The 26131-nt window shown below is 69.9% G+C and carries 25 protein-coding genes; 7 read left to right on the top strand and 18 right to left on the bottom strand.

Features of this window, described 5'->3' with window-relative positions; all coding sequences use genetic code 11:
* The first annotated feature begins 39 nt into the window (after positions 1-39).
* Positions 40-708, top strand: coding sequence for a DedA family protein (locus MJQ72_RS43135; protein WP_240596572.1), 669 nt, complete (start codon positions 40-42; stop codon positions 706-708).
* On the opposite strand, the gene MJQ72_RS43130 is transcribed toward MJQ72_RS43135, so the two are convergent.
* The 7 genes from MJQ72_RS43130 to MJQ72_RS43100 all read right to left on the bottom strand — a co-directional run bounded on the left by MJQ72_RS43130 (position 705) and on the right by MJQ72_RS43100 (position 6374).
* Complete coding sequence (locus MJQ72_RS43130) at positions 705-1118, bottom strand: VOC family protein (protein WP_005160702.1); 414 nt, start codon at positions 1116-1118, stop codon at positions 705-707. The genes MJQ72_RS43135 and MJQ72_RS43130 overlap by 4 nt on opposite strands.
* A 185-nt stretch (positions 1119-1303) precedes the next feature.
* Entirely contained in the window at positions 1304-2050 is a 747-nt protein-coding gene (locus MJQ72_RS43125; protein ID WP_240596570.1) for an SDR family oxidoreductase, read from the bottom strand.
* On the bottom strand, positions 2047-2694 hold the full coding sequence (locus MJQ72_RS43120; RefSeq protein WP_016338118.1) for a nucleoside/nucleotide kinase family protein: 648 nt from the start codon (positions 2692-2694) through the stop codon (positions 2047-2049). The genes MJQ72_RS43125 and MJQ72_RS43120 overlap by 4 nt, the downstream gene beginning before the upstream one ends.
* Positions 2691-3560 carry a PfkB family carbohydrate kinase gene (locus tag MJQ72_RS43115; RefSeq protein WP_240601582.1) on the bottom strand — a complete coding sequence of 290 codons (870 nt, stop codon included), beginning with the start codon at positions 3558-3560 and terminating at the stop codon, positions 2691-2693. The genes MJQ72_RS43120 and MJQ72_RS43115 overlap by 4 nt, the downstream gene beginning before the upstream one ends.
* A gap of 8 nt (positions 3561-3568) precedes the next feature.
* Entirely contained in the window at positions 3569-4375 is an 807-nt protein-coding gene (locus MJQ72_RS43110; RefSeq protein WP_240596568.1) for an ATP-binding cassette domain-containing protein, read from the bottom strand.
* Positions 4372-5361: an ABC transporter permease gene (locus MJQ72_RS43105; protein WP_240596566.1), complete on the bottom strand. Its 990-nt coding sequence runs from the start codon at positions 5359-5361 to the stop codon at positions 4372-4374. The genes MJQ72_RS43110 and MJQ72_RS43105 overlap by 4 nt, the downstream gene beginning before the upstream one ends.
* Positions 5358-6374, bottom strand: coding sequence for a substrate-binding domain-containing protein (locus MJQ72_RS43100; RefSeq protein WP_240596565.1), 1017 nt, complete (start codon positions 6372-6374; stop codon positions 5358-5360). Before MJQ72_RS43100 ends, MJQ72_RS43105 begins: the two co-directional genes overlap by 4 nt.
* 115 nt (positions 6375-6489) lie before the next feature.
* Here MJQ72_RS43100 and MJQ72_RS43095 point away from each other — a divergent pair, with 115 nt between their 5' ends.
* The 3 genes from MJQ72_RS43095 (at position 6490) to MJQ72_RS43085 (ending at position 9063) form a co-directional block, all read left to right on the top strand.
* Positions 6490-7524 carry a LacI family DNA-binding transcriptional regulator gene (locus MJQ72_RS43095; protein ID WP_037334537.1) on the top strand — a complete coding sequence of 345 codons (1035 nt, stop codon included), beginning with the start codon at positions 6490-6492 and terminating at the stop codon, positions 7522-7524.
* 88 nt (positions 7525-7612) lie between these two features.
* A complete protein-coding gene (locus tag MJQ72_RS43090; protein WP_038521587.1) occupies positions 7613-8482 on the top strand; it encodes a LacI family DNA-binding transcriptional regulator in 870 nt (289 codons plus the stop codon).
* Between the two features lie 47 nt (positions 8483-8529).
* Positions 8530-9063: a GNAT family N-acetyltransferase gene (locus MJQ72_RS43085; RefSeq protein WP_240596564.1), complete on the top strand. Its 534-nt coding sequence runs from the start codon at positions 8530-8532 to the stop codon at positions 9061-9063.
* A gap of 111 nt (positions 9064-9174) precedes the next feature.
* Here MJQ72_RS43085 and MJQ72_RS43080 read toward each other — a convergent pair whose 3' ends face one another.
* The gene (locus MJQ72_RS43080; RefSeq protein WP_240596563.1) at positions 9175-10197 is read right to left on the bottom strand and encodes a glycoside hydrolase family 76 protein; all 1023 of its coding nucleotides are present in this window, start codon (positions 10195-10197) and stop codon (positions 9175-9177) included.
* Positions 10198-10270: 73 nt separating this feature from the next.
* On the opposite strand from MJQ72_RS43080, the gene MJQ72_RS43075 reads away from it, so the two are divergent.
* A complete protein-coding gene (locus MJQ72_RS43075) occupies positions 10271-12406 on the top strand; it encodes a molybdopterin-dependent oxidoreductase (protein WP_240596562.1) in 2136 nt (711 codons plus the stop codon).
* Positions 12407-12497: 91 nt separating this feature from the next.
* Here the strand turns inward: MJQ72_RS43075 and MJQ72_RS43070 are convergent, their stop codons facing one another.
* The 6 genes from MJQ72_RS43070 to MJQ72_RS43045 form a co-directional block, all read right to left on the bottom strand.
* Entirely contained in the window at positions 12498-13151 is a 654-nt protein-coding gene (locus MJQ72_RS43070; protein WP_240596561.1) for a TrmH family RNA methyltransferase, read from the bottom strand.
* 181 nt (positions 13152-13332) lie between these two features.
* Entirely contained in the window at positions 13333-13725 is a 393-nt protein-coding gene (locus MJQ72_RS43065) for a DUF2784 domain-containing protein (protein WP_016338129.1), read from the bottom strand.
* Between the two features lie 118 nt (positions 13726-13843).
* The gene (pyrE, locus tag MJQ72_RS43060; protein ID WP_016338130.1) at positions 13844-14407 is read right to left on the bottom strand and encodes an orotate phosphoribosyltransferase; all 564 of its coding nucleotides are present in this window, start codon (positions 14405-14407) and stop codon (positions 13844-13846) included.
* A 46-nt stretch (positions 14408-14453) separates the two neighbouring features.
* Positions 14454-16988, bottom strand: coding sequence for an FtsX-like permease family protein (locus tag MJQ72_RS43055; protein WP_240596560.1), 2535 nt, complete (start codon positions 16986-16988; stop codon positions 14454-14456).
* Positions 16988-17746: an ABC transporter ATP-binding protein gene (locus MJQ72_RS43050; protein WP_125733015.1), complete on the bottom strand. Its 759-nt coding sequence runs from the start codon at positions 17744-17746 to the stop codon at positions 16988-16990. Before MJQ72_RS43050 ends, MJQ72_RS43055 begins: the two co-directional genes overlap by 1 nt.
* 71 nt (positions 17747-17817) lie before the next feature.
* Positions 17818-18297 carry a PepSY domain-containing protein gene (locus MJQ72_RS43045; protein WP_240596559.1) on the bottom strand — a complete coding sequence of 160 codons (480 nt, stop codon included), beginning with the start codon at positions 18295-18297 and terminating at the stop codon, positions 17818-17820.
* Positions 18298-18358: 61 nt separating this feature from the next.
* Between MJQ72_RS43045 and MJQ72_RS43040 the strand changes: the two genes are divergently transcribed.
* Positions 18359-19039, top strand: coding sequence for an MgtC/SapB family protein (locus MJQ72_RS43040; RefSeq protein ID WP_396427032.1), 681 nt, complete (start codon positions 18359-18361; stop codon positions 19037-19039).
* Here the strand turns inward: MJQ72_RS43040 and MJQ72_RS43035 are convergent.
* On the bottom strand, positions 19036-19803 hold the full coding sequence (locus MJQ72_RS43035; protein WP_240596557.1) for an SDR family oxidoreductase: 768 nt from the start codon (positions 19801-19803) through the stop codon (positions 19036-19038). The genes MJQ72_RS43040 and MJQ72_RS43035 overlap by 4 nt on opposite strands.
* Before the next feature lie 121 nt (positions 19804-19924).
* Between MJQ72_RS43035 and MJQ72_RS43030 the strand changes: the two genes are divergently transcribed.
* Positions 19925-21049, top strand: coding sequence for a hypothetical protein (locus tag MJQ72_RS43030; RefSeq protein ID WP_240596556.1), 1125 nt, complete (start codon positions 19925-19927; stop codon positions 21047-21049).
* Here the strand turns inward: MJQ72_RS43030 and MJQ72_RS43025 are convergent.
* The 3 genes from MJQ72_RS43025 to MJQ72_RS43015 form a co-directional block, all read right to left on the bottom strand.
* Entirely contained in the window at positions 21046-21756 is a 711-nt protein-coding gene (locus MJQ72_RS43025; protein WP_240596555.1) for a hypothetical protein, read from the bottom strand. The two genes, MJQ72_RS43030 and MJQ72_RS43025, sit on opposite strands and share 4 nt — an antisense overlap.
* 494 nt (positions 21757-22250) lie before the next feature.
* Positions 22251-24848, bottom strand: coding sequence for an ATP-dependent chaperone ClpB (gene clpB / locus MJQ72_RS43020; RefSeq protein ID WP_240596554.1), 2598 nt, complete (start codon positions 24846-24848; stop codon positions 22251-22253).
* Positions 24849-24935: 87 nt separating this feature from the next.
* The gene (locus MJQ72_RS43015; protein WP_240596553.1) at positions 24936-26120 is read right to left on the bottom strand and encodes an MFS transporter; all 1185 of its coding nucleotides are present in this window, start codon (positions 26118-26120) and stop codon (positions 24936-24938) included.
* Between the last annotated feature and the right edge of the window lie 11 nt (positions 26121-26131).

The raw sequence follows: 26131 nt of genomic DNA, 5'->3' as shown, positions 1-26131 counted from the left end.
GGTGAAGTGCGGTTCGCGAAGTACACGTAGGCTCGCGTCGTGAGTGAGGTGTACACCGAGGCCGCAAGCATCGGGGTGAGCTGGCTCGACACCGCCGGGCCGGTGCTCGTCTGGGTGATCGTGCTGAGCTTCATCTTCGTGGAGTGCGCGCTGATCATCGGGCTGTTCCTGCCCGGCGACTCCCTGCTGTTCGCGGCCGGAGTCGTCCTCGCGCAGCACGGCTCCGACCTGAACGCGTGGCTGCTCTCGGCCGCCGCGCTGCTCGTCGCGATCCTCGGCAACCAGGTGGGCTATTACATCGGCCGGACCACGGGCACGAAACTGATCGCCCGCCGCGGCGGCAAGGTGCTGAACCGGCACAACCTCGACCGCGCCAGGGCGTTCCTCGATCGCAAGGGCTTCTTCGCCATCGTCGCCGCGCGCTGGATCCCGTGGATCCGCACGCTGGCGCCGCTCATCGCGGGGACCGCGCGGATGGATCCGCGCCGGTTCGCCCTCGCGACCGCGCTCGGCGGGCTGCTCTGGGTGCCGACCTTGGTGCTGCTCGGCTACTACGGCGCCGGCCTGCTGGACCAGCTGCCGTGGGTCAAGACCGCGGCCTTGTGGATCAGTGTCGCGTTCTTCGTGGTGGGCACGGCCTACGGTGTGCTCCGCTATCGCCAGGAGATGCGGCGTCCCGCCGAAGAGCCCGAACAGAGCACGACCTAAACCTCGGGGTCGGCCCAGATCTCCAGCTGGATCCCGTCGGGGTCGCGGAACACGATGACCGACGAGCCTTCCAAGGTCCGCGATCCCTTCGACGGCGAGTAGACGACGCCGTATTCCGAGAGCCGCGCTTCCCATTCGGCCAGCTCCGACCGCGAAGACACCTTGAACGCCACGTGGTCCAGACCTGTCCGCCGTTCGTCGAACCGCGGCCGCTCGGTGTCCTGGTGCTCGACGAGCACCACGGCGAAACCTTCGCTCGGCGACCTGAGCACGACCTTCCGCAGTCCCGTCTCCGGGTCTTCGCGACGCGTGAACTCCTCGAGTTCGAGCACACGGGCGTACCAGGGCACGCTCCGGTCCACATCGGTCACGGTGAGTGCCAGGTGGTGCACAGACATGAGCTTGGACATCGGGGATGACCGTCCTGATCAAGAAGCTTGGGGGCGCCACCAGGGTGACACAGGCGCCTCGGGCCACGAGGTGATCCGCCGACTTCCCACATGAATCGTGATATCCGCCGGGAAACAGTGTTAAAAAGTGGCTGAACCGCACGCGGACCCGATATCACCCCGTGACCGGTCCGTGGCCCCGGGTGTCAACGCCCTCCGCCGACGGTCAGCACCGTCCCGGTGGTGTACGACGCCGCCGGGGAAAGCAGCCACAGCACGGCTTCCGCGACTTCGCCGGGTTCACCCGCCCGTCCCATCGGGATGGTGGGGGCGATCCGGTCCATGCGGTCGGGCATCCCCGCCGCGGCGTGCAATCCGGTGTGGATCATGCCCGGCGCGACCGCGTTGACCCGAATGGATTCTTTCGCCACTTCTTGCGCGACGCCGTAGGTCATCGTTTCCACCGCGGCCTTGGTACCCGCGTAATGGACCCACTCACCGGGCGAACCGGTCCGCGCGGCGGTGGAGGACAGCGTCACGATCGCGCCGCCCGCGCCGCCGTACCGGGTGGACATCCGGCGGATGCCCTCGCGGACGCACAGGAAGACTCCCGTGACGTTGACGTCGACCACGCGGCGGACGACGTCGACCTCGTATTCGTCGAAGCGGCCTGGGGTGTTGCCGGTGATGGCCGCGTTCGCGACCAGCCCGGCGAGCGGGCCGAGCGCGACGGCGGCGTCGAACAGGGCCACCACATCGGTTTCGGACGCGACGTCACCGCGCTGGGTGATCGCCTGGACGCCGTGCTTCCGGACGCGCGAAGCGACGTCTTCGGCCGCTTCGGCGTCACCCGCGTAGTTGACGACGACGTCGTAACCGCGCGCGGCGGCCAGTTCGCAGACCGCCGCGCCGATGCCCTTGCTTCCGCCGGTGACGACGAGAACACCACTCATATGGCGAAGTTAACCAGCGGCAAGTTCTCGAGGACCAGGTCGGCCCGGCCGCTGGTGGACGCGATCAGATCGGCGTTGCGCTGGTCGGAGCCGAGCGCGCGGCGACGCGCTTCGACCAGCGAACGGCCGTAGCGGCGGTGCCGCGAAACGAGCCGCTCGATGCGCTCGGGTTCGTCCGGCGCGAGGAACCACGACTCGGCGAGGATCGGCTTCACGCCACTCCACGGGTCGTCCTGCATGAGCAGGTAGTTGCCCTCGGTGATGACCAGCGGGACGTCCGGCGTGACCGCGACGGCACCGGCGATCGGCTCTTCGATCTCCCGGCGGAACTCGGGCGCGTAGACCGTCTCGCGGCCTTCGGCGAGCCTGCGTAGCAGGTGCACGTACCCGGCGGCGTCGAAGGTGTCCGGCGCGCCCTTGCGCTCCACCCGCCCGAGCCGCTGCAGTTCGACCTGCGCCAGGTGGAACCCGTCCATCCCGACCACGGCCGCCCTCGTGCCCAGCGCCTTCGCCAGGCCCCAGGCCAGTGTCGTCTTGCCGGACGCGGGGGCGCCGACGATGCCGAGCACACTGCGCTGTCCCGGCTTCGCCAGCGTCTGAGCCCTGCTCAACAGGTCCTCGAACACCGGAGGCATGGCACTCATGGCTGTCCTTCTCCCATCTTCGCGACCGCGGCCGTCCACGACCTCGGTCCTTCATGCCGCACCCGTTCGGCGGCCACCTCGTTGGCGAACCCGATCCAGCCCGGGACATCCCCTGTGCCCCTGGCGACCGCGTACGCGAAAGCTCCGTGCCAGACGTCGCCCGCGCCCAGCGTGTCACGCGCCCGGGTGACGGGGACGGGGACTGCACCGGATCCGTCCGCCGTCGACCAGCGGACCGGCTCGGGCCCGGCGGTGGTGATGACCACCGGCACGCCGTGCTCGCGCGGATCGTCCCCGCGATACAGCGAAGAGCAAGCGGCGATGTCGACGAGCGGGAGGAGTTCGGGGAAGACCGGCTTCCAGCTCCCTGCGTCGAGCACCACGGGCACCTTCCGCTCCCGTGCCCAGCGCGCGACCTCCAGCGCCACCTCCGGATGGTGCCCGTCGAGCAGCACGCACCCGGGCATTTCGTCCTCTGAACGCGGTAGTTGCGCGTGCAAGGACCGCATCGAGAGGACGAAACGCGAGGAAGCGTGGGCGTTGCGCGAGACGACGGTGCGTTCCCCGTCGGAGTCGCGGACGACGATGGCGCTGATCGCGGGCGGATCGGGGCGTTCGGGATCGAGGTCGACCAGGCCGACGCCGTGCGCTTCGAGGTCGGCACGGGCGAGCGCCGCCAGCGGGTGCGCGCCGGCGACCGTCAGCAACTTCGCCCCGGCGCCGAGCGCGGCCACGGTCACCGCCGCGTTCGTCGCCGGCCCCCCGGCGGCGACGTCCATCGACAGCGAACGCACCTTCTCGCCCGGCGCCGGGATCTCGGCGACGCGCTGAATCTGGTCGACGGTGCACAGGCCCGCCAGCAGCACTCTCACCACTACAGTCCCGTGTGGACGGCCGACGCCACCTCTTCGACCTCGCCGTTCTCGCCGATCTTCAGCGCACCCGTGAGCAGGCCGACGACCTGGTTCATAGTGTGCGTCTTCGGCGAGACGACCGCGACCCGCTTGCCGAGGCGGTGCACGTGGATACGGTCGGCGATGTCGAACACATGCGGCATGTTGTGGCTGATCAGCACCACCGGCAGGCCACGTTCGCGGATGCGGTTGATCAGGTCGAGCACCTTGCCGGACTCGGCGACGCCGAGCGCGGCGGTGGGTTCGTCCATGATCACCGCCTTGGTGCCGAAGGCCGCCGCCCGCGCGACCGCGACACCTTGGCGCTGCCCGCCGGACAACGTCTCCACCGGCTGCGTGATGGATTTGATGTTGATGCCGAGCTCGTCGAGGATCCGCTGCGCGTCGGCCCGCATCGTGGCGGTGTCCAGCTTCCGGAACAGCTGTCCGAACAGGTCCGTGCGCCGCTTTTCCCGGCCCAGGAACATGTTCGAAGCGATGTCGAGCGCGGGGGCGACGGCGAGATCCTGGTACACCGTCTCGATCCCGTAGTGCCGGGCGTCCAAAGGGGATTTGAAGTGGACGGTCTGACCGTCCACTTTGATCTCACCGGAGTCCGAGATCACCGCGCCCGAAAGGGCTTTGATGAGGCTCGACTTCCCGGCGCCGTTGTCGCCGACGACGGCGAGCACTTCACCGGGGAACAGTTCGAAGTCGGCGCCGTCGATGGCGGTGACCCGCCCGTAGCGTTTGACCAGTCCGTGAGCGGACAACGTGGGCGTCGTCATGACTGCTGCCTCCTCGCGAACCGGTCGACGCAGACCGCGCCGATGAGCAGGGCGCCGGTGGCGACGTCCTGGTAGAGCGCGTCCACCCCGAGCTGGGTCAGCCCGGACCGCAGGACCGCGACGACCAGCGCGCCCATCATCGTGCCGAGTACCGAGCCCCGGCCGCCGAACAGGCTCGCGCCGCCGAGCACCACCGCGGTGATGGAGTCGAGGTTGCCGAGCTGGAAGGCGTTCGGGTCGGCGTTCGGCACGCGGCCGAGCGCCTGCCAGGCGGCGATCCCGACGATCACCCCGGCGACGATGTACACCGAAAGGATGGTGCGGTTGACCTTGATCCCGGACAGCCGCGCGGATTCCGGCGCGTTGCCGACCGCGTAGACGTGCTTGCCCCACGGCGTCCGCGTGAGCGCGTACCAAAGCCCCAGGTACATCAGCAAAGCCAGCGTCATGCCGTAGGTGATCGGGATGCCGCCGAACAGGTACCGGCGGGTGCCGAGCCATTTGAGCAGTTCGTCGGCGACCGGCACGGCCTGCCCGCTCGCGAACAGTTTCGCGGCCGCGGTGAGCACGGTGAGCAGGCCGAGCGTGACGATGAACGGCGGCAGTTTGATCCGGGTGACCAGTGAACCGGTGACCATCCCGATCACCACCGTCGCCACGATTCCCAGCAGCAGCGCCCAGATCCCGGACACGCCGCCGACCACGAGCTTCGCCATGATCAGCGTCGCGAGCACCATCGCGGCCGCGTTGGCCAGGTCGATCCCCGCGGTCAGGATGATCAGCGTCTGCCCGAGGGCGAGCGTGCCGATCACCAGGGACTGTTGCACCACAAGGGAAAGGTTGTCGAGGTCGAGGAAGGTGTCCGTCGACAGCGAGAACACCACGATCGCGACGAGCAGGGCCAGCGCGGGCCCGACCGCCGGCGCGCGCAGGAAGAACTCACCGATCGACGGGCGCTCGTTGTTCTTGAGGGTTGCGGTAGTCACTTCGTCCCCCAGCAGTTCTCGAGGCCCCACTTGGTGTCCTGGCTCTCCACGCCGGGGATCGGCTTGTCCGTGATCACCGCGGAACCGGTGTTCACGAACCCGCTCGGCTTCTGCCCGGTCTTGGCGTATTCGACGGCGGCGAGGACGCCCTGCTCGGCCATCTTCTTGGGGAACTGCATGACCGTCGCGGCGTACTGGCCGTCGCGCACGTTCTTGACGCCTTCGCAGCCACCGTCGATCGAGCCCATCACGATCTGGTTCACCAGACCGCGGGCCTGGAGCGCGGCGTACGTGCCACGGCCCATCGGCTCGTTCATCGTGTAGACGGCGTTGATGTCGGTGGTGCGCTGCAGCAGGTTCTCCACACCCTGCTGCGCGAGGCTCTGGTCGCCGTTCGCGGGCGTCTTGCCCTTGATCTCCGGCGACGCGTCGGTGAGCCCGATGCCCTTGAGGAACCCGGTGTGCCGCTGGGTGTCCACTGTGGACCCTGCGGTGCCGTCCACCATGAACAGCTTCGGCTGCTTGCCGTTCAAGGCCGCCTTCACGTAGGCGCCTTGCTGACGTCCAGCCTCGAAGTTGTCCGTGGCGAAGGTGGCGTCGACGGCGGTGTCCGGTTCGGTCGCCGTGTCGAGCGCGATGACCAGCACCCCGGCCTTGCGGGCGCGGTCGATGGCGTCGAGGACGCCGGTCGAGGAACTCGGCGTGATCAGGATGGTGTTCGCACCCTGCTGCATGAGGTTCTCGATGGCCCGGACCTGGCCGTCGTTGTCACCGTCGAACTGGCCGGCGAGCGCGCTGAACTCCGCGCCGTTCGCCTCGGCGGCGGCCTTGGCGGCCGCTCTCAGCTCCACGAAGTAGGGATTGGTGTCGGTTTTGGTGACCAGGCCGACCTTGGCCTTGCCACCGCCGCCCGCGTTCGATCCGCCACCCCAGTGGCGTTCGACGGTGCACCCGGCCGAGGTCACCGCGAGTGCGGCGACCATCGCGAGCGCGGCGAGACTGCGCTGTCTCATAGGGGATGCCCTCCGATTCAAGGCTGTCCGTGATGGACCGGAAGGTAGACAGGGTTATGCTCAGTCGCAAGCGTTTGCGCAAACGCTTGCCAGCTGACTTCACCGAGGAACGTTGATGCCGCCGTCTCGCTCGTCCCGTCCCACCCAACGCGACATCGCCGAGCTGGCGGGAGTCTCGATCACCACCGTGTCCCACGTGGTCAACGGGACGAGGGCGGTGGCCGAGGACACCAAGCTGGCGGTGCTGCGCGCCATCGAGCAGACCGGCTACACCGGCGACGCCATCGCCCGCTCGCTGGTGACCGGCGGGACGAGGTCGATCGGCGTCGCGATCTCCCTGATCGCGAACCCGTACTTCGCCGTCTTGATCCAGGCGATCGAACGCGAAGCCGCGCTGGCCGGCTACACGGTCTTGCTCGCGGACACGCACGACACCGTCGACACCGAACGTGAGACCGTGCGGACGCTGCGTTCGCGCCGGGTCGACGGGCTGCTGATCACGCCGTCGCCGGGCGACGGTTCGGTGATCGGCGAACTCGTCTCGCTCGACGTCCCGACCGTGCTCATCGACCGGCTCTCCACGCGCACCGACGTCGACCAGGTCGGCGCGGAGAACATCCAATCGACGTCGGCGCTGACGGCGCATCTGGCGTCGCTCGGACATCAGCGGATCGGCATGATCAGCGGCACGGCCGGGCTGAGCACCAGCGAGGAGCGGATCCTCGGCTATCGCCTGGGGCTCGGACGCTCGGGTTTGACCTGGTCGGAGGACCTGGTCGCGTGCGGGCAGTCCTCGCAGGCCGGTGGGGCGCTCGCGCTGAGCACGCTGCTCGCGCTGCCGGAACCGCCGACGGCGCTCGTGGTCGCCAACGACACCATGATGGTCGGGGTGCTGCACGAGCTGCGGCGCCGCGGCCTGCGCGCGGGCGTCGACCTGCCGGTGGTGGTCTACGACGACGTCGAATGGGCCGATCTGGTCGATCCGCCGCTGACCACGATGGCCCAGCCGATCGAGGAGATAGGCACACAGGCGGTGCGCCTGTTGCTGGCCCGCATCAACGATCCCGCACGCAAGGCCCAGACGATGCGGATTCCGCCTACGCTCCGCCATCGCGCGTCCTGCGGATGCGCTCTCGTTCACTCACATTGATGATTGTTGGGAGACTTTCCGGTCTCGCCGCCGAGCGACGCTCCGTCAGCCGTTACCGTCATTCAAGCTCGGATGAAGGCGTGGAGCGATGACCGCATTGTCCCCGGCGTTACCCCTGTGGGAGGACACCCCTGTCACCCACCGGTTCGGGGTGGCCATGGCGATGCACGCGAACCCGTATTCGGGTGAACTCGTCCGCGCCATCCGCCGCGCCGCGCGCCGTCACGGCTGCGAAATCACCCTCGCCGACACCGGCGACAGCGTCGCCGAAGAAGCCGCGGTCATCCGCGCGCTCCGGGCGGACCGCGTCGACGGTGTCCTGCTCGTCCCGGCCGCCGGCGACGAAGCGGTGATCAACGGGCTGGTCCGGATGGGCGTGCCGACCGTGCTCGTCGACCGGATGGCCGGCCGCAACGACGTCGACCAGGTCGGCTCCGAGAACATCCAGGCCGTGTGCGCGCTCGTGCGGCACCTCGCGGGGCTGCGGCACCGCAAGATCGGCTTCATCTCCGGCGAAGAGGACGTGACCACCTACGAGGAGCGGGCGCTGGGCTACCGGCTCGGCCTCGGCCGCTCCGGCCTCCGGTGGACGTCGCAGCTGGTCGCCTGCGGGCGGTCGACCCCCGGCGGGGCGGCCGCCGCGACCGCGAAACTGCTCGACAGCTGGCCGTCGCCGACCGCGCTCGTGGTGGCGAGCGAGGCGATGATGATCGGCGTCCAGTACGAGGCGCACCGGCTCGGCATCCGGATCGGACGCGACCTCGCGATCGTCGGCTACGGCGACATGGAGTGGGCCGGGCAGGTGACCCCGGCGGTCACCACGATGGCGCAGCCGATCGAGGAGATCGGGCGCAAGGCCGTCGAACTCCTGCTGGCCCGGATCACCGACCCTGAGCGACGGCCCGAATCCGTACGGCTCGCACCGCGCTTCATCCATCGGCAGTCGTGCGGCTGCTGAATCACAACTCGCTGGTGAGAAGCCCGCCGCCGGGTGATGATGGCGGAATGACCGACCTGTGGACCGTGCACACCGCCGACCTCGAAGCAGGCGTGCTGACGTCGGCACGCGCTCTGCTGGACGACGCTTTCGACGGCGATTTCAGCGACCGCGACTGGGAGAACGCCCTCGGCGGCATGCACACGCTCGTCTGGGAGGCAGGCGAGCTGATCGGGCACGCGTCACTGGTCCAGCGGCGGCTCGTGCACGACGGACGGGTCCTCCGCACGGGTTATATCGAGGCGGTCGCCGTCCGGTCGGATCACCGGCGGCGCGGGCACGGCGCCGCGATGATGGACGCGCTCGAGCGCGTCTTGAGGAAGGCGTACGACCTCGGGGCGCTTTCGGCGTCCGACGAGGCGCTGGAGTTCTACGCGTCGCGGGGCTGGCTGCTGTGGCGTGGGACTTCGTCGGCCATGACGCCTTCGGGCGTCGAGGCGACGAAGGAGGACGACGGGTCCATCCACGTGCTGCCGGTGGGGGTCACGCTGGATCTGGACGGGGAGATCACCTGCGATTGGCGGGCCGGCGACGTCTGGTGACCCGCGTTCAGTGAGCGGTTCGAGCGTTCACGCGTTTGAGCACGTGAGTTACGCCTCCAAGCACGCGAGTTCCGCCTTTAAGCACGCGAGTTCCGCCTTCAGCCTGGTCACCTAATCGCGGGGCGGGTGTTCCAGGGTGGCCGCGGCTTCGAGCAGCATCCACGCGCTCACCTGGACGGACAGGTCGCGTTCGGGAGCGTCGGCGGCGAGGGGCAGCGAAGGTGCCGGAGTAGCCCAGTCGGCGCTGAAGAGCGGCCCGTGCGGCGTCTCGGTGGCACCCGACCAGCACGCGTCCGCCGACCGGATGACCAGGTCGCGTGCCACCCCGCTCGGCAGCAGCGGCGCCGCGAGCGCCAGGTACCGGGCCAGGATCCCACCGAAGAGGCCACCGTCGCCGCCTTCCTGCCCGCGGATCACCCCGTTCGGCGCGACGTGTTCCGCGACCGCGTGGATCGTGTGCTCCACTCTGTCCATTTCGGACAGTTCGAGGCAGGCGCCGAGGTAAACCCCTTGGCAGTACGTGAAAATATGCTTCACCAGTTCGCCGCTGCCGACGCGCAGGCCATCCCATACCAGCCCGGATTCCGGGTCGACGAGCCGTTCGGTCATCCAGTCGGTCAATCCACGAGCGTGCTGCGTCGAGCCTTCCCTGGCATGGAAGATCGCCGCCGGGCCGTTCGCGGGCGCGTTCTTGAAGTCGTCGCCGACGCGCCACCAGATCCCGCCGCCCGCGTCGTCGGTCCAGCCTTCGCGCAGCCGCGAACTGATCGCCTCCAACCCGCCGCGGACGTCCAGCCCGAGATGCCCCGCGCGTTGCAGCGCGAGACCGAGCCAGGCGATGTCGTCGTAGTAGTCGTTGATCCACTTGCCGAAATTGCGCAGCCGCACGGACACCACGAACCGGTCGATCAGCTTCAGCCGTTCCGGTGACGGCTTTCGCAACTGGGCGTCGACGAGGGTGTCCAGCAGATGTGCCTGCCACCAGTAGTTCCAGTGCCAGTGGACGCGCTGCCCCGTCGAGGGCGGCCAGCCGCTGCGGCCCAGCACGGTCCCCGGCAGCCCCCACACCCGGCGCAGATGCCGGTCGCGGATCGCGCGCTCGGCGGTCGCGGCCCGGTCGGCGAGAGCAGTCATCGCGCCATCATCCCTTGCCCGCTGACATACCGCTCAGTATGTTGGGAGGACTCCCGAACCCGCGAGGTGCTTCATGACCACGGCGCACGTGACCTGCCCGCTCTGCGAAGCCACCTGCGGCCTGGAGGTGACGATCGACGAGAAGAGCCTGGTCACCCGGGTTCGAGGCGACAGCGAGGACGTCTTTTCGAAGGGCTACATCTGCCCGAAGGGTGCTTCGCTCGGCGCGCTGCACCACGACCCGGACAGGCTCACCGCGCCCTTGGTCAAACGGGACGGCGAGTTGGTCGAGGTCACCTGGGACGAGGCGTTCGCCGAAATCGACCGGCGGCTCCGGCCGATCATCGACGAGCACGGCAAGAACGCGGTCGCCGTCTACTCCGGCAACCCGACGGTGCACAACGCGGCACTGGTGCTCTACGGCCGTGTGTTCTTCAAAGCCTTGGGCACCAGGAACTTCTACACCGCGACCACGGTCGACCAGATGCCGAAGCACTTCTCCTCCGGCTATCTTTTCGGCGACCCGCAGGCCATCCCCGTCGCCGACCTCGACCGCACCGAGCACCTGCTCATCCTGGGCGCGAACCCGTTGGTGTCCAACGGAAGCCTGATGACGGCGGCCGACACTCGCGGGCGGCTGCGCGGGATACAGAAGCGCGGCGGCAAGATCGTCGTCCTCGATCCGCGCCGCACCCGGACCGCGCAGCTCGCCGACGAGCACCACGCGATCCGGCCCGGCACCGACGCGTTGTTCCTGTTCGCGCTGGTCAACGTCCTGTTCGCGGAGAACCGCGTCCGTCCCGGCGAGCACGTCGCCGGCGTCGACGAGGTCCGCGCGCTCGCGGAGCCGTTCACGCCGGAGGCGGTCGCGCCCACGACCGGGATCGACGCCGCCGAGATCCGCCGCATCGCGCTCGACCTCGCGGACGCCGGACGCGCCGCGGTGTACGGCCGGATGGGCACCACGACCCAGGGGTACGGCACCATCGCGAGCTGGCTGGTCGACGTCGTCAACACGCTCACCGGCAACCTCGATCGCGAGGGCGGCGTGATGTTCCCGCTGCCCGCCCTGTGGCGGCCGCGCCGATCCTCGCCGTTCACCAGCGGCCGCTGGACGAGCCGGGTGCGCGGATATCCCGAGGTGCTCGGCGAACTGCCGGTGGCCACGCTCGCGGACGAGATCGAGACCCCCGGCGAGGGCCAGGTGCGGGCGCTGGTGACCATCAGCGGCAACCCGGCGCTGAGCACGCCGAACTCCGCGCGGCTCACGGAAGCGTTGCGGCAGCTGGACTTCATGGTCTCCCTCGACGTGTACCTCAACGAGACCACGCGGCACGCCGACGTCATCCTGCCCGGGCCGTCGCCGCTGGAACGGCCGCATTACGACGTCGCGCTGTACGCGCTCGCCGTGCGCAACGTCGCGAACTGGACACCGCAGACACTCGAAACGGACATGCCGCAGGAATGGGTGACCCTGCTGCGGCTGGCCGGGATCGCCGCGGGCCAAGGCCCGGACGTCGACGTCGCCGCCTTCGACACGATGGTCGCGGGCGAAACGGCGCGGCGCACCGGCGTCGACCTCTCGCTCGCCGAAGGCCGCACCGGCCCGGCGCGGATGATCGACCTGATGCTGCGCGGCGGACCGTACGGGCTGAGCCTTGCCGACCTCGAAGCGGCCCCGCACGGCATCGACCTCGGCGCGCTGAAACCCCGGCTGCCCGAGGCGCTCGCCACCGCGAGCGGGAAGGTCGAGCTGGCCCCGGACGCGATCACGAAGGACGTGCCGCGGCTGCGCGCGGAGCTGGACAAGGCGCCCGACGGCGGGCTGCTGCTGATCGGGCGGCGGCATCTGAGCTCGAACAACTCGTGGATGCACAACCTGACGCCGCTGGTGCGCGGCGGGAACCGGTGCACCGTCCAGGTGCACCCGGACGACGCCTCCCGGCTCGGGCTGACCGACGGCGGGCTCGCGTCGGTGACTTCGCGGGCGGGCAAGCTCGAAGCACCGGTGGAGGTCACGGCCGACGTCCGGCCCGGCGTGGTGAGCATGCCGCACGGCTGGGGGCACGACCTCGACGGAACGCGGACGAAGGTCGCCGCCGCGCACGCCGGGGTCAACTCGAACCTGGTCGCCGACGAGACCCTGCTCGACGTCCCGTCGGGGAACGCCGTGCTGAACGGGATCCCGGTGGAGCTGGCGCCCGTCTAGCCGAGGGCTGAAGGGGACTTTCCCCGCATCTCACGCGGTGAAGGACGCTTTTGCCACGTCTTATGCGGGGAAAGCGTCCTTCAGCCCCCGGCTACCAGGCTTGGGCGAGGTCGGCGTGCTGCCGGATCCAGGCGTGCATGACGATCCCGGCGGCGACGCCGGCGTTGATCGAGCGGGTGGTGCCGAACTGCGCGATCGAAACGACCAGTGACGCCGTCTTCTGCGCCTCGGCCGACAACCCGGGCCCCTCCTGGCCGAACAGCAGGACACACTCGCGCGGCAGTTCGGCGGTCTCGACGGGCTGCGAACCGGGCGTGTTGTCGACGGCGACCACGGCGAGCCCTTCCGTCGCGGCGAAGGTCAGCAGCCCGCTGACGTCCTCGTGGTGGAGAAGATGCTGGTAGCGGTCGGTCACCATGGCACCGCGCCGGTTCCAGCGGCGCCGCCCGACGATGTGCACCGCCGCCGCGGCGAACGCGTTCGCCGTCCGGACCACGGTGCCGATGTTGTGATCGTGCTGGAAGTTCTCGATCGCCACGTGGAACGGATGCCGACGGCTGTCCACATCGGACACGATGGCCTCGCGCCGCCAGTAGCGGTACGGGTCGACGACGTTGCGGCGGTCGCCGTTGGCCAGGAGTTCCGGGTCGTAGCGCTCGTCCGCGGGCCACTCGCCCTCCCACGGGCCGACGCCGACCTCTTCCCGCGCCACCCATTCGGTGGGCCCGGCCTCTTGCTCAGTCACCCGGTGATTGTCACCCAGTGGTCGCCATCGGAAGTCCTTCGGGGGTATTCGGCGGATCCAGGTTTCCGCCGGGCGTGCGGCCGCGAGGTCCTCGTACCGGGTTGTACTCGAGCCTCGCGGCCGTGCGCCCAGCGGGAAGCTGGGCCGTCGAGCCCCTCGGAGGACTTCCGATGGTGACCACTCAGCCCATGCTGACGCGGTGCGCCGGTGCGTCCCCGTCGTGGTGGCGGTGACGCCAGCGCTGGTACGCGCCGATGTAGGAGATGATCACCGTCGCCATCGCGATCACGACGACCACCGGCAGCGAAGAGCGCGGGAACACGGTGTCGTAGAGGTAGTAGGCGTTGAAGCCGCCGGGCAGGTCGCCGAGGCCCTGCTGGTGCCGGAAGTAGTTCTCCGCCGCCGTCAGCGGGCAGGGCCAGGGGAAGACGTTGACGAGCACACCCCATGCGGCGAAGAACACATGCACGAAGATCACCTTCGGCCACCGCCACGCCAGGAAACCGCCGAATCCTATGAACAACAGCGCGAAAATATGCACCGCGACTGTCACGTTCGCCAGGAAACCCGCCACCTCAAGCCCCCTTTCACACCCCTACCAGGGACGTTACCCCTCTCTTATTGAGAAACGCTCACGAAAAAACGGGGCATCCTCCGTTCGCACAGAGGATGCCCCGTTCGGGAGGCTTTACTCAGGACAGACCGAGATCGTCCTTGTTCAGAATGTAACGGTATTCGAGGCCTTCCTTCTCGATGGCCTCGCGCGCTCCGGTGTCCCTGTCGACGACCGTCGCGACACCGACCACGTTCGCCCCGGCCTCGCGGAGGGCCTCGACGGCGGTGAGGACGCTGCCGCCGGTGGTCGAGGTGTCCTCGACGGCCAGCACGCGCTGCCCCAGCACCTCGACGCCTTCGATCCGGCGCTGCATGCCGTGTTCCTTGACGGCCTTGCGGACGACGAACGCGTCGAGCACGACGCCGTCGGTCGCCGCGGAGTGCAGCATCGCCAGCGCCACCGGGTCCGCGCCGAGGGTCAGGCCGCCGGCGGCGACGTAGTCCCAGTCGTGGGTGAGCTGCCGGAGCAGCTTCCCGATGAGCGGCGCGGCCGCGTGATGCAGCGTCGCCCGCCGGAGGTCGATGTAATAGTCGGCTTCCTTGCCCGAGGACAAGGTCACCTTGCCGTGCACGACGGCGAGTTCGCCGACCAGTCTCGCCAGTTCGAGTTTCGCCGCTTGATCAACACCGGGGTACGCCACGGCCGAGAGTCTTACACACGGCCCGCCGGGCGCTTCGAAGGTAGCTCTAGTCATTGCCGGACGTCGCCGCGTCGACGGCCTGGCCGCGGGTCGCCGCCCAGGCCGGGACCAGGGTCGCCGCCAGCGCGAGGGCCGCGGCGAGCCCGATGATGGTCAGGTAGATCAGCGGCGAGCCCATCGGCAGCAGTGAATCGGCCGCCACCAGGCAGAACGGGACGATCGCGCCCGCCGAGACGACGGTGCCGAGCACGATCCCGACCAGCGCGACGAGCCCGCCTTCGAAACCGGCCATCCGCAGCACCTGCGCCCTGGTCGAACCGGTGAGCCGCTGGAGGCCGAACTCGCGGCGCCGCCGCACGGTCGCCATCACGAGCGTGTTGGCGACCGAAATCACCGTGTAGGCGATGATCATCCCGACCAGCAGGTAGTTCACCCACGCGCCGACGGCCTGGTCCTTGTCGTGTGCCGCGACGAGCGCCGCCCGGTCGCCGACGGTCACCGGCAGACCGGCCGTCGCCTCGCGGAGCCGCTCGGTGAGCACCGCCGGATCGACGTCCGGAGCGGCGCGGACCAGCATCTGCGGCGCCAGCCCGGCGGTCGTGTGCGGGGCCAGGAGCCCGGCCGGGAGCAGGAGACTTTCGAAGCCGGGGCGCTGGCTGGTCACCGCGACGACCTTGACGTCGACGGGGGTGCCGTCGCCGAGCCGCAGGCTGAGCGTGTCGCCGATGCCGCGGCCGAAATCCTTCGCGAAGACCTCGGGGAGCGCGACGGTCCGGCCGGTCAAGGCCGTCAAGTCGCCCTGGGTCACCTTGGTGTCGGTCGTGGCGGAGGCGCCGGAGGCGGTGAGGCCGATCGCCGGCCGTCCCTCGTCTGAGGAGTCGTACGGGTTCTCGAGGAACACGCTGCTGGTGACGTACTCGGAAGCACCGGCGACGCCGGGCACGGCCTGGATCCGCTGGACGAGGTCCGGGGACAGCCCTCCCGCCGCGGAACCGATCACGGCGTCCGCCCGGACGTCTTCGGTGAAGGCCTGGTTCGCCAGCTCCTGCTGGGTGGTCTGCAGGTAGATGTTCGCGGTCGCGATGCCGACGGCGAGCATGATCGGGGTGACCGCGCCCGCCGCCCGGACGATGCCGGCGCGGGTGTTGAGCACGGCGAGCCGGGCGTCGATGCCGCCGAGCAGGCGCATCGGCCACTGCAGGATCGCCGTCATCACCTTGGCGACACCGGGCGTGATCATCGCGACGCCGATGGCCCAGAGGATCACCGCGGGGCCGGCGGTGCTGGCCGCGATCGGTCCGGTCATCACCGCGACGGTCACGATGGCCAGCGCGGTGCCGCCGCCGAAGCAGAGCGCGGCGACGATGAAGCGCGTCGGGGTCAGCCAGCGGCGGGTGACCGCGGCCTCGGCGAGCGCCTCGGTCGGCCGGATCTTCCCGGCGCGGCGGCCCGCGACGAAGGCGGCGATGAACACCGCCAGCATCGCGGCGCCCGCGCCGACGACGGCGGGCAGCCAGCCCTGGTAGAACCGCAGAACCGGGGGCACCACACCGTTTTCGACCAGTTGCCCGAACAGCCACTCGCCGAGGATCGGTCCCAGCAGCGCGGCGAGCGCGGTGGCGAGCAGGCCGACGGCCAGCGCTTCACCCAGCACCATGCGCCGCAGCTGACGCGGGGTCGTGCCGATCGCCCGCATCAGCGCGAGTTCACGGGACCGCTGCTGGGTGGACAGGCTCAGCGTGCTGGCGACGACGAACATCGCGACCATCACCGAAAGCCCACCGGACACCGCGGCGATGACGATCAGGTTGGTGCCGCTCGTATCGGCCTCGGGGAACTCCGCGACACCGCGGTCGATACCGGTCAGGACGTTCGCCCCGGTCGCGGCCTCGGCGACCTTCGCCTGCACCGCTTCGATGTCGGCGCCCGGGTCGGTGAAGACGCCGATGACGTCGGCCTTGCCGGGGCGCCCGGAGAGGCGGGCGGCGTCGGCGGCGGAGAAGAACACGGCGGCCTGCGTGATCGAGCGCGGCGCACCGGCCACTCCGGCGACGCGGAACGCCTCGGCCTTTCCGCGCGCGGCAACCTCCACGACGTCGCCGGGCTTGGCCCCCGACGAGGACTCGACGACGACCTCGCCCGCGACGGGTGCGGCCCCCGCGACCAGCGCGTACGGAGTCAGGACGGCGGAGTCCCAAGCGTGGCCGAGCGCGGGCTTCCCGCCCGCCGCGAGCGGGAAGCTCACTTCGCCGACAACATCCGAGACGCCGGGGACGGACCGCAGCCGGGAGACCAGACCGCTGTCGAGCCGGACACGCTCGGGAAGCCGAGCGTCCTCGAACTTGCGCTTGTCGTCCGGCTCCAGGGTGGCCGGGTCCTTCTTGGGCAGGTCGAAGGTCTGGCCGCCGGTGACGAGGATCGGGGCGGCCGCGAGCCGTTGCGGTTCCGCGTTGCTGCGGATCCCCGTCTCCATCAGGCCGCCGCAGGAGGCGACGATCAGCGCGCCGAAGAAGACCGCGATGAAGGTGCCGATGAAACCGCCCTTGCGCAGGCGCAAGGTCCGGAAGGCGAGTCGCAGCATCACGCACCCGCCCTGGCCGGGCTGCCCCAGGCACCCAGGTGGGTCATGCGTTCGGCGACGACGTCGGCGGTCGGCGCGTGCAGTTCGTCCGCGATCCGGCCGTCGGCGAGGAAGATGACGCGGTCCGCGTACGAGGCGGCCATCGGATCGTGGGTCACCATGATCACCGTCTGGCCGGTCGTGCGGACCGAAGCGCGAAGCAGCTCCAGGACTTCGGCGGCGGTGCGGGTGTCGAGCGCGCCGGTCGGCTCGTCGGCGAAGACCACCGCGGGCCGGGTGACCAGCGCCCGCGCGATCGCCACGCGCTGCGCCTGCCCGCCGGACAGTTCACCGGGAAGGTGCTTGCGGCGGCCGGAAAGCCCGACGCGGGCCAGCATCTCCTCGACGACGCGGCGATCCGGCTTGGCACCGGCGAGCTGCTGCGGGAGCGTGACGTTCTGCTCGACGGTCAGCGCCGGAAGCAGGTTGAAGGCCTGGAAGATGAAGCCCACCCGGTCGCGGCGAAGCTTCGTCAGCTTCGTCTCGCTCATCCCGGCCAGCTCCTGCCCGTCGAGCACGACGGACCCCGACGTCGGCCGGTCCAGCCCGGCCGCGCAGTGCAGGAAGGTGCTCTTGCCCGAGCCCGAAGGGCCCATCACGGCGGTGAAGCCGCCGCGCGGGAACGCGAGCGTCACCCCGTCCAGTGCGACGACGCCCTTGCCGTATTCCTTGCGGACGCCGTCGAGCCGGACCGCGTCTCCGTTCCACCCAGGGTTCATGGTGAAAACCCTAGGAATCCCAGGTCGGAAGCACCCTGGGGCGAGCGTGCGTCTCCTTGGTAGGGCGGGCCCTACCTGACCGCCCCGGTCTTGGCGTCCACGTCGAGGTCGTGCTCGATCCCCTTGCCGTCACGCAGCCCGACCTGCCAGACGAGGGCACCGTCCGTGGCGCGGTCGATCTCCATCTCGTCGAGCTCACCCGGCTGCCGTTGCTGCGCGGTCTGCAGCGCCTTGACCGCGTCGACGGCCGCCTGTTCGATCTTCGCCAGGTCGTCGCTCGGCTTCGCGGTCTGCCGGTCACCGAGCACCTGACCACCGTCGGGGCTCACGCGGATCTTGTGTTCCTGCCCTTGCGACGCGACCTTGATCTCCCAGCCGTCGTTCGCGGGCTCGACGTCGAAGACCCGCCCGCCGGGCACGGCGGCCGCCGCGGCTTGGATCGCCCTCACCGGCTGGGCTTCCGGTCCAGGAGCCGCGGGCGCCGGCGGTTCCTCGGTGGAACAAGCGGCCAGCGTCAGCGCGACCGCGACGACGAGAAGTGATGACCTCATGATCCACGCGTACCCGCCCGGCGCGGGCTCGAACCCTCGTGGTGCCGGATGGCACTGTGGGGTGATGCTCTCCAACGGACAGGGCTGGCTCCAGATCGGCGAGCTGACGACGGCGTTCGCGCTTTCGGCGGCGATCGGGCTGGAGCGGCAGATCAGGGGCAAGAGCGCCGGGCTGCGGACCCAGACGATCGTGGGCACGGCGTCCGCGCTGATCCTTTTGGTCAGTAAGTACGGTTTCGGCGACATCCTCGCGACCGGGCAGGTGGTCCTCGACCCATCCCGGATCGCGGCGCAGATCGTCTCCGGTGTCGGTTTCCTCGGCGCCGGGCTGATCATCACCAGGCAGGGCGCGATCCGGGGGCTCACCACGGCCGCCGCGGTCTGGGAGACCGCGGCCATCGGCATGGCGGCGGGGGCCGGTCTGCTGCTGCTGGCGGTCGTGGTGACGGCCATGCACTTCGTGGTGGTACTCGGGTTCACCTGGCTGACCGAGCATCTTCCGGGCGGCACGGGCACGACCAGGCTGCGCGTGAGCTACGTCGACGGACAGGGTGTCCTGCGCGATCTGCTGGCGCTGTGCACCAGCCATCGCTGGTCGATCACGTCCTTGCGGATCACCGGCGACCACGACGGCGAAGTGACGGTCTCACTCGACCTCACCGGCCCCGATCACGCCGCCGCCCCGACCGTGCTCGCCACGACCGAAGGTGTGCGGTCCATCGAAACCACGGATGACGATTAGGTGCGGCCCTTGCCGCCGAAACCGCCGCCGAGTTTGCGCAGCACAGCCCTCGGCAACAACCCGCCGACCGCGACGAGCGCCTTGTACTGCAGGCTCGGCACCGAGATCACCTTGCCGCGGCGCAGATCCGCGAGCGCCTCGTCCACCACCTGTTCGACGCCGAGCCAGAACGCCTTCGGCCCGGGCTTGTCCAGTCCCGCCCGCTCGTGGAACTCCGTGGTGGTGAACCCGGGGCACAGCGCCATCATGCGGATGTTCTTCGGCAGCGAGGCGGCGATGCCCTCGGTGAACGAGGTGACCCAGTTCTTGCTGGCGGTGTACGTCGAGCCGCGGCCGCTGAAGAAGCCGGCGACCGAGCTGACGTTGATGATCGCGCCCTCGCCGCGGTCGATCATGCCCGGCAGCGCGGCGCGGGTCAGCCGCAGGACGGCCGTGACGTTGACGTCGAGCTGACGCTGCAGCGCGTCCGGCGGGATGGTCCAGAAATCGCCGTTGAGGCCGAAGCCCGCGTTGTTCACCAGCAGGTCCACCGGCTCGCCTTCCAGGCGGGCCTCGATCGCCGCGCGTCCGTCCACTTCGGACAGATCGGCGGGCAGGACGACGACGCCGACTCCGTGCGCCTCGATCAGTTCCGCCGCGAAACCCTCCAGCCGGTCGACGTCGCGGGCGACGAGCACGAGGTCGTACCCCTCGGCGGCGAGGCGGCGCGCGAACTGCGCACCGATGCCGGCGGTGGCACCGGTGATCAGGGCGGTCTGTGTCATGTCGCCGAACCTACTCCTCGGTCGGATTCCGGGAAGACGCTCGGCTGAGCCAGGTGTGGGGGTCACCCACCGTGGGGATTTGACGTGCAACCGCGCTGGTCGGGAAGTATCGTCCGCCCCCATGGGGAAGCACAGCAGGCGAAAGCCGAGCTACCTGCCCAAAGTCGCGGTCGGCGCGGCGCCGCTGGCGTTGTTGCTCGCCGGCCCGGCCACCGCGATCGCCACCCAGACCGACCCGTCGATCCCACTGCCCCTCGACCACCAGCGCGAAGGCAGCCTCGACCGCGGGGCCGGCTTCACCACCGAAGGTGACACGTCCGTCTTTCGCGGTTTCTTGAACAACACCGAACGGAACGTCTTCGGCAAGGACCTCGGCGACGCGAAAGCCGTCGCGGATGTTCGCCGTTCGGTGAGCGAGACCGTCGAGACCCGCGAGAGTGTCTCGGCCCGCCCGGACAAGGTCGGCGCGCTCGGCGCGGCGAAGACCACCGAGACCCTCAAACAAGGCCAGCGGGAAGCCGTGAAGGTCGACCGCTACGGCAGCGTCGTCGCCGGGAACGAGACCGAACTCGAGCGGACCGGTGCACGGCTGACCGAGGTCGCGCTCGACCCGCGAACCGGCGTCCCGACCTTCGCCTCCCAGGACGACCGCGCTCTCCGCGCGTCCGAGGGGACCTACCACGCCGTCCGCCCGCTGCCCGGGGTCGGCGTGATCAACGAGACCGACCAGCGGGCAGGCGGAGCACTCGACAGGGCCGTCCGGCTCGACGGCGGGTTCTCCGGTGACCTCGGCGGCGTCCTGGAGGCCGGGCGGTCGTCCGGGCACGCGGTCGACATCGGCGAGCTCGCGGCCGTGGGGACGACGTCGACGCAGCACGGCAACGGCCGCTTCAAGGGTGTTCTCCCGCTCGACGTCGGCTCGGGCACCGCCTTCGGCCAAGACCACGCCTTCGGCGGCACCGTCGGCCCGGGGACCGGGCTCGTGACCACCGGGCAGACCGTGGATCTGGCGCAGCACGGCGGCGGGCTCACCGGCTCCGGATCGCACACGATCAGCGGCGACCTCGGCATCGGCGAGGTCGCGTCCGTCCACGGCGCCACGACGTCGTCCGTGCGCGGGGTCCTGCCCACCACCGATCCGGCGCGGGTGACGCAGTCCGGGACGCTCGACCTGACGCTGCTCGGTCAGCCGGCGCACACCGGCTACACCGCCGGAGCGCTCCCGCTGGAAATCAAGCCCTCTTAAGCTTGGGGCTCGATGTCGTCCGCGGCCTCGGCCTGCCAGTGGCGGCCCGGGGTCGGGGCGTTGTCGTACTCCTCGTCGAACGGGTCCACGATGTCGGCGATCTCGCCGAGGTCGCGCAGCAGCCGCTCGAGCCGCGACGGCCCGGCGTTCGGGGCGACGCTCGCGAGCACCCACTCGTTCTCCAGCCAGGCCACGCCGACGTCGCCGCCGAGCGAGTCCGCCGCGTCGACGAGTTCCTGCGTGATCACCTTGCGGGCACCCTCGGAGTCGTCCGCGAAGGCGTAGCGCTGACCGATCGGGCCCAGCATCTCGGGCATGTCCTGGCGCTGGAACGGCACGCTGGACAGCCACATCTCCAGCGGCACTTCGTGCACGCGGTTGCAGCGCACGGCGACCACAACCGCCGGGATCTGGCCCTCGGTCTCGATGTCGAAGATGAAGACGGGGCGCCGCCCGTCGGAGGTGAAGGTGGACCCGGCGACGACGTTGACCGCCAGCTGCGCGCCGAAGTAGCCGATCGCGCCGTTGGACCACTGCCGCGGCAGCCGCTCGTCCTCTTCGACGAACTGCCAGCCGCGCAGCTCGGCCCAGCGCATGCGCTCGCGATTGCGCGAGCCCTCCTTCGCCCGGTCGGCCGCGAGCAGCGCCAGCCCCGCCACCAAGGCGACGGCGGCGATGACGAACCAGATCCACGCCGGAATACCCACGACGGTCAGGGTATCCCCCTGCCCTCACCGGATGTGATCGCCGGGCGCCGTGTCGCGCGCCCCTTTCGGTGCGGGGCCCGGGAAAGACCACGAAAGACGAAGGAAAGGTCGACAAATCGCCGTGTCGCCAATGTCGGGAACGGGGCGCCGGCGAGCATGTCGCGAAAGCCACTTTCGCGACGTCTGATGTCCCGAAAGTGGCTTTCGCGACATCATCGGCCGCCGGTCCCAGGCGGGTCACCGGCGGCTTTGCTTTACCCAGCAAGGGAACCGGGTCTCGCCCAGGTGCCTGCGGTCTGGCGATCGCGCGTGATCAGACGGACGACACGCGTGATCAGGCGGACGACTCACGTGGCGTCCGCCCAGTCACGCGTGCCGTCCGTCCGATCACGCGTGTCGTCCGGCTGGGCACGCATGGTCGCCGGATCTCGTTCGGGCCCCAAGGCTCGTGAGTGGCGAGGACGGTTCTAACCGTCCTCGCCACTCACGAGGCGTCAGTCCACCCGGGTGACCGTCAGGGCCTCCGACGCCTCCTGGGCCGGGATGTCCACCCGGACCGTGTCGCCGTCCCGGATCTCACCGGCGAGCAGCTGTTTCGCCAGCTTGTCGCCGATCGCCGACTGCACGAGCCGCCGCAGCGGCCGCGCGCCGTAGATCGGGTCGAAGCCGTTCAGCGCGAGCCACTCGCGGGCCCCGTCGGTGACGTCCAGCGTCAGGCGACGCCGCGAAAGCCGCGCGGCGAGCCGCTCGATCTGGATGTCCACAATGGACGTCAGCTCGTCGGTGCCCAGCGCGTGGAAGACCACGATGTCGTCCAACCGGTTCAGGAACTCCGGTTTGAACTGACGCTGCACCACCGACATCACCGCGTCGTTGCGCTGACGCTCGTCGAGCGCCGGGTCGGCGATGGCCTGCGAGCCGAGGTTCGACGTCAGCACCAGGATCGTGTTGCGGAAGTCGACCGTGCGGCCCTGGCCGTCGGTGAGCCGTCCGTCGTCGAGCACCTGGAGGAGCACGTCGAACACGTCCGGATGCGCCTTCTCGACCTCGTCCAGCAGCACCACCGAATACGGGCGCCTGCGCACCGACTCGGTCAGCTGACCGCCCTGGTCGTAGCCGACATAGCCGGGAGGCGCACCGACCAGACGCGCCACCGAGTGCTTCTCGGCGTACTCGCTCATGTCGATCCGCAGCATCGCGCGCTCGTCGTCGAACAGGAACTCGGCCAGCGCCTTCGCCAGCTCGGTCTTGCCGACGCCGGTCGGGCCGAGGAACAGGAACGAACCGGTCGGCCGGTCGGGGTCGGCGACGCCGGCCCGGGTGCGGCGCACCGCGTCCGAGACGACCTGCACGGCCTCCTTCTGCCCGACGACCCGCTTGCCGAGCTCCTCCTCCATCCGGAGCAGCTTGCCCGTCTCGCCTTCCAGCAGCCGCCCGGCCGGGATACCGGTCCACGCGCTGACCACGTCGGCGACGTCGTCCGCGCTGACCTCCTCCTTGAGCATCACGTTCTGCTGGCTGACCTCGTTCGCCTCGGTCGCGGCCTGGAACTCCTTCTCCAGCGCGGGAATCCGGCCGTAGCGGAGCTCGGCGGCCTTGCCGAGGTCGCCGTCGCGTTCGGCGCGTTCGGACTCGCCGCGCAGCTGCTCCAGCTGCTCCTTGAGTTCGCGGACGCGTTCGATCGAGCCCTTCTCGTTCTGCCAGCGCGCGGTCAGCGCGGTCAGCGTTTCCCGCTTTTCGGCCAGTTCCGAGCGCAGCGCGGCGAGGCGCTCCTTTGACGCGGCATCGTCCTCTTTGGACAACGCCATCTCTTCGATCTCCATCCGCCGCACGGCGCGCTCGACCTCGTCGATCTCGACGGGTCGCGAGTCGATCTCCATGCGGAGCTTCGAGGCGGCCTCGTCGACCAGGTCGATCGCCTTGTCCGGCAGGAACCGGGCGGTGATGTAGCGGTCGGACAGCGTCGCGGCGGCGACCAGCGCGGCGTCGGTGATGCGCACACCGTGGTGCACCTCGTAGCGCTCCTTGAGCCCGCGCAGGATGGCGATGGTGTCCTCGGGGGACGGTTCGCCGACCAGCACCTGCTGGAAGCGCCGCTCCAGCGCGGCGTCCTTCTCGATGTGCTGGCGGTACTCGTCGAGTGTGGTCGCGCCGACCATCCGCAGCTCGCCGCGGGCGAGCATCGGCTTGATCATGTTGCCCGCGTCCATCGCGCCTTCACCGGTCGCGCCGGCGCCGACGATGGTGTGCAGCTCGTCGATGAAGGTGACGACCTCGCCCGCGGAGTCGGTGATCTCCTTGAGCACGGCCTTCAGCCGCTCTTCGAACTCGCCGCGGAACTTGGCGCCCGCGACCATCGAGCCGAGGTCCAGCGCCACCACGCGCTTGCCGCGCAGCGACTCCGGCACGTCACCGGCGACGATACGCTGGGCGAGCCCTTCGACGATGGCCGTCTTGCCGACGCCGGGTTCGCCGATCAGCACCGGGTTGTTCTTGGTGCGGCGCGAGAGCACCTGCACCACGCGGCGGATCTCGGTGTCGCGGCCGATCACCGGGTCCAGCTCGCCGGCACGGGCGCGCTCGGTCAGGTCGACGCCGTACTTCTCCAGTGCCTTGAACGTGCTTTCGGGATCCGCGCTGGTGATCCGCGCGGAGCCGCGCACCTTGGCGAACGCCTCGCGCAGCGCGTCCGGGGTGGCGCCGTGCCGTTTGAGCAGCTCGGCGACCGGCCCGCCTTCGGTGGCGAGGCCGACGAGGAGGTGCTCCGTCGAGACGTACTCGTCGCCGAGTTCGGTCGCGAGCTTCTGCGCGTGCGTCAGCGCCTTGACCGCGTTCGTGTCGAACTGCGGGCTCGACACGGTGGCGCCGGTCGCCGACGGCAGCGCCGCGATCAGCGGCTCCAGCTCCTTGTGCACCTGCGCCGGATCGGCCCCGACCGCGGTCAGCAGCGGTGCGGTGAGCCCCTCACCCTGCGCCAGCAGGGCGCCGAGCAGGTGTGCGGCCGCCACGTGCGGGTTCCCCGCCATGGTGGCCGCCTGCGCCGCCGACGAGATCGCCTGCTGGGTCTTCGTGGTCGGGTTGAAAGCGTCCATCCCTCACCTCGTACTAGGTCTTGCGAAGATCTGTCGACAGGTACAACGTCAGGAAAGTTGAGTCTGTTCCGCTCAACTCTGAAAATTTCAGCTCCCGGTCGGGGAGACGGCCTCGGCGGGCAGGCGCGGCCCCACCCGGCCGAGGCCGACGACGGCCGTACAGGCGCACGCGGCCACGAGCACCCACGGGATCCAGACTGCCACGGAGAACAGCGCGACGACGGCCGGAGCGATCACCGCGGCGAGCGTGAACGCGTATTGGAAGGCCGCCAGATACCGGCCCCGCGCCTCCGGTGGCGCCGCCGCTTCGGCCAGCGCCCCGGACCGCGGGCCGAACGCGAGATCGCCCGCGGCCAGCACGAGGGTCGCGCCGAGCAGGTAAACCGGCTGGAACACCTTCGGCACGAACACCACCACCAGGCAGGCAAGGCACCACACCGCGAACAACGCCGAACCCGCGCGCATCGCGGCGATCCGGGTCAGCTTCCGGGTGAGCCGCAAGCCGACGACTCCACCCAGACTGGTGACGACGGTGAGCAGCGCGATGATCGCGCCGGGAAGCCATCGGGGTCCCTGCAACGCGTTGAAGACGTACACCGGCATCCCGATGAGGAAGAAGTCCATCGTGAGCGCGAAGAGGCCGCTGAACACGATGAGCGCCAGGTACGGACGGTTCCGCCAGACCCGCGCGGACCCGGAGCACCGGGGCAGGTGCCGCGGGGCGGGGGTGACGAGCGTCGAGAGGATGGCCGCGGCGATGACGAAGGTCGCGACGTCCAGCATCACGGCGACGTAGAGGCCGTCACGCCCGATCCACACCAGCAGCCCGGCCGCCGCGAGCCCGCCCAGCCCGAAGCCCGCGGAGCGGACCATCGCGGCTTCGGCGAACGGCCGGTCCTTCGGTCCTTCGCCCGCGACGTCGGCGATGAGCGAGAACTGCGAGCTGTAGAACAGCTGCTGCCCGGCCGCGAGCATCACGGACGCCGCGACGACCCCGGCGAACCCGCCGGCCAGCAGGAAAGCGCTCACTCCGGCGGCCTGCAGGACGTGGGCGCAGATCATCACCGTCCGCGGGCCGATCAGGTCGACGAGCCGACCGGCGAACGCGGGGACGAGCAACCCGGCCAGCGCACCGAGAGTGACCGCACCCCCCGCCTGGGCGAGGGGGAGACCCACCACACGGACGACGAAGACCAGCCCGAGCGGGAGGAAAAGTCCCGAGCCGAAGTTGTCGATTCCCAAGGCGACCAGTAATGCGACCCGGTTACGCACTGATACGACGC

The organism is Amycolatopsis sp. EV170708-02-1, assembly GCF_022479115.1.
Lineage (GTDB): Bacteria > Actinomycetota > Actinomycetes > Mycobacteriales > Pseudonocardiaceae > Amycolatopsis.
This window is presented reverse-complemented; position numbering and strand designations above follow the sequence as displayed.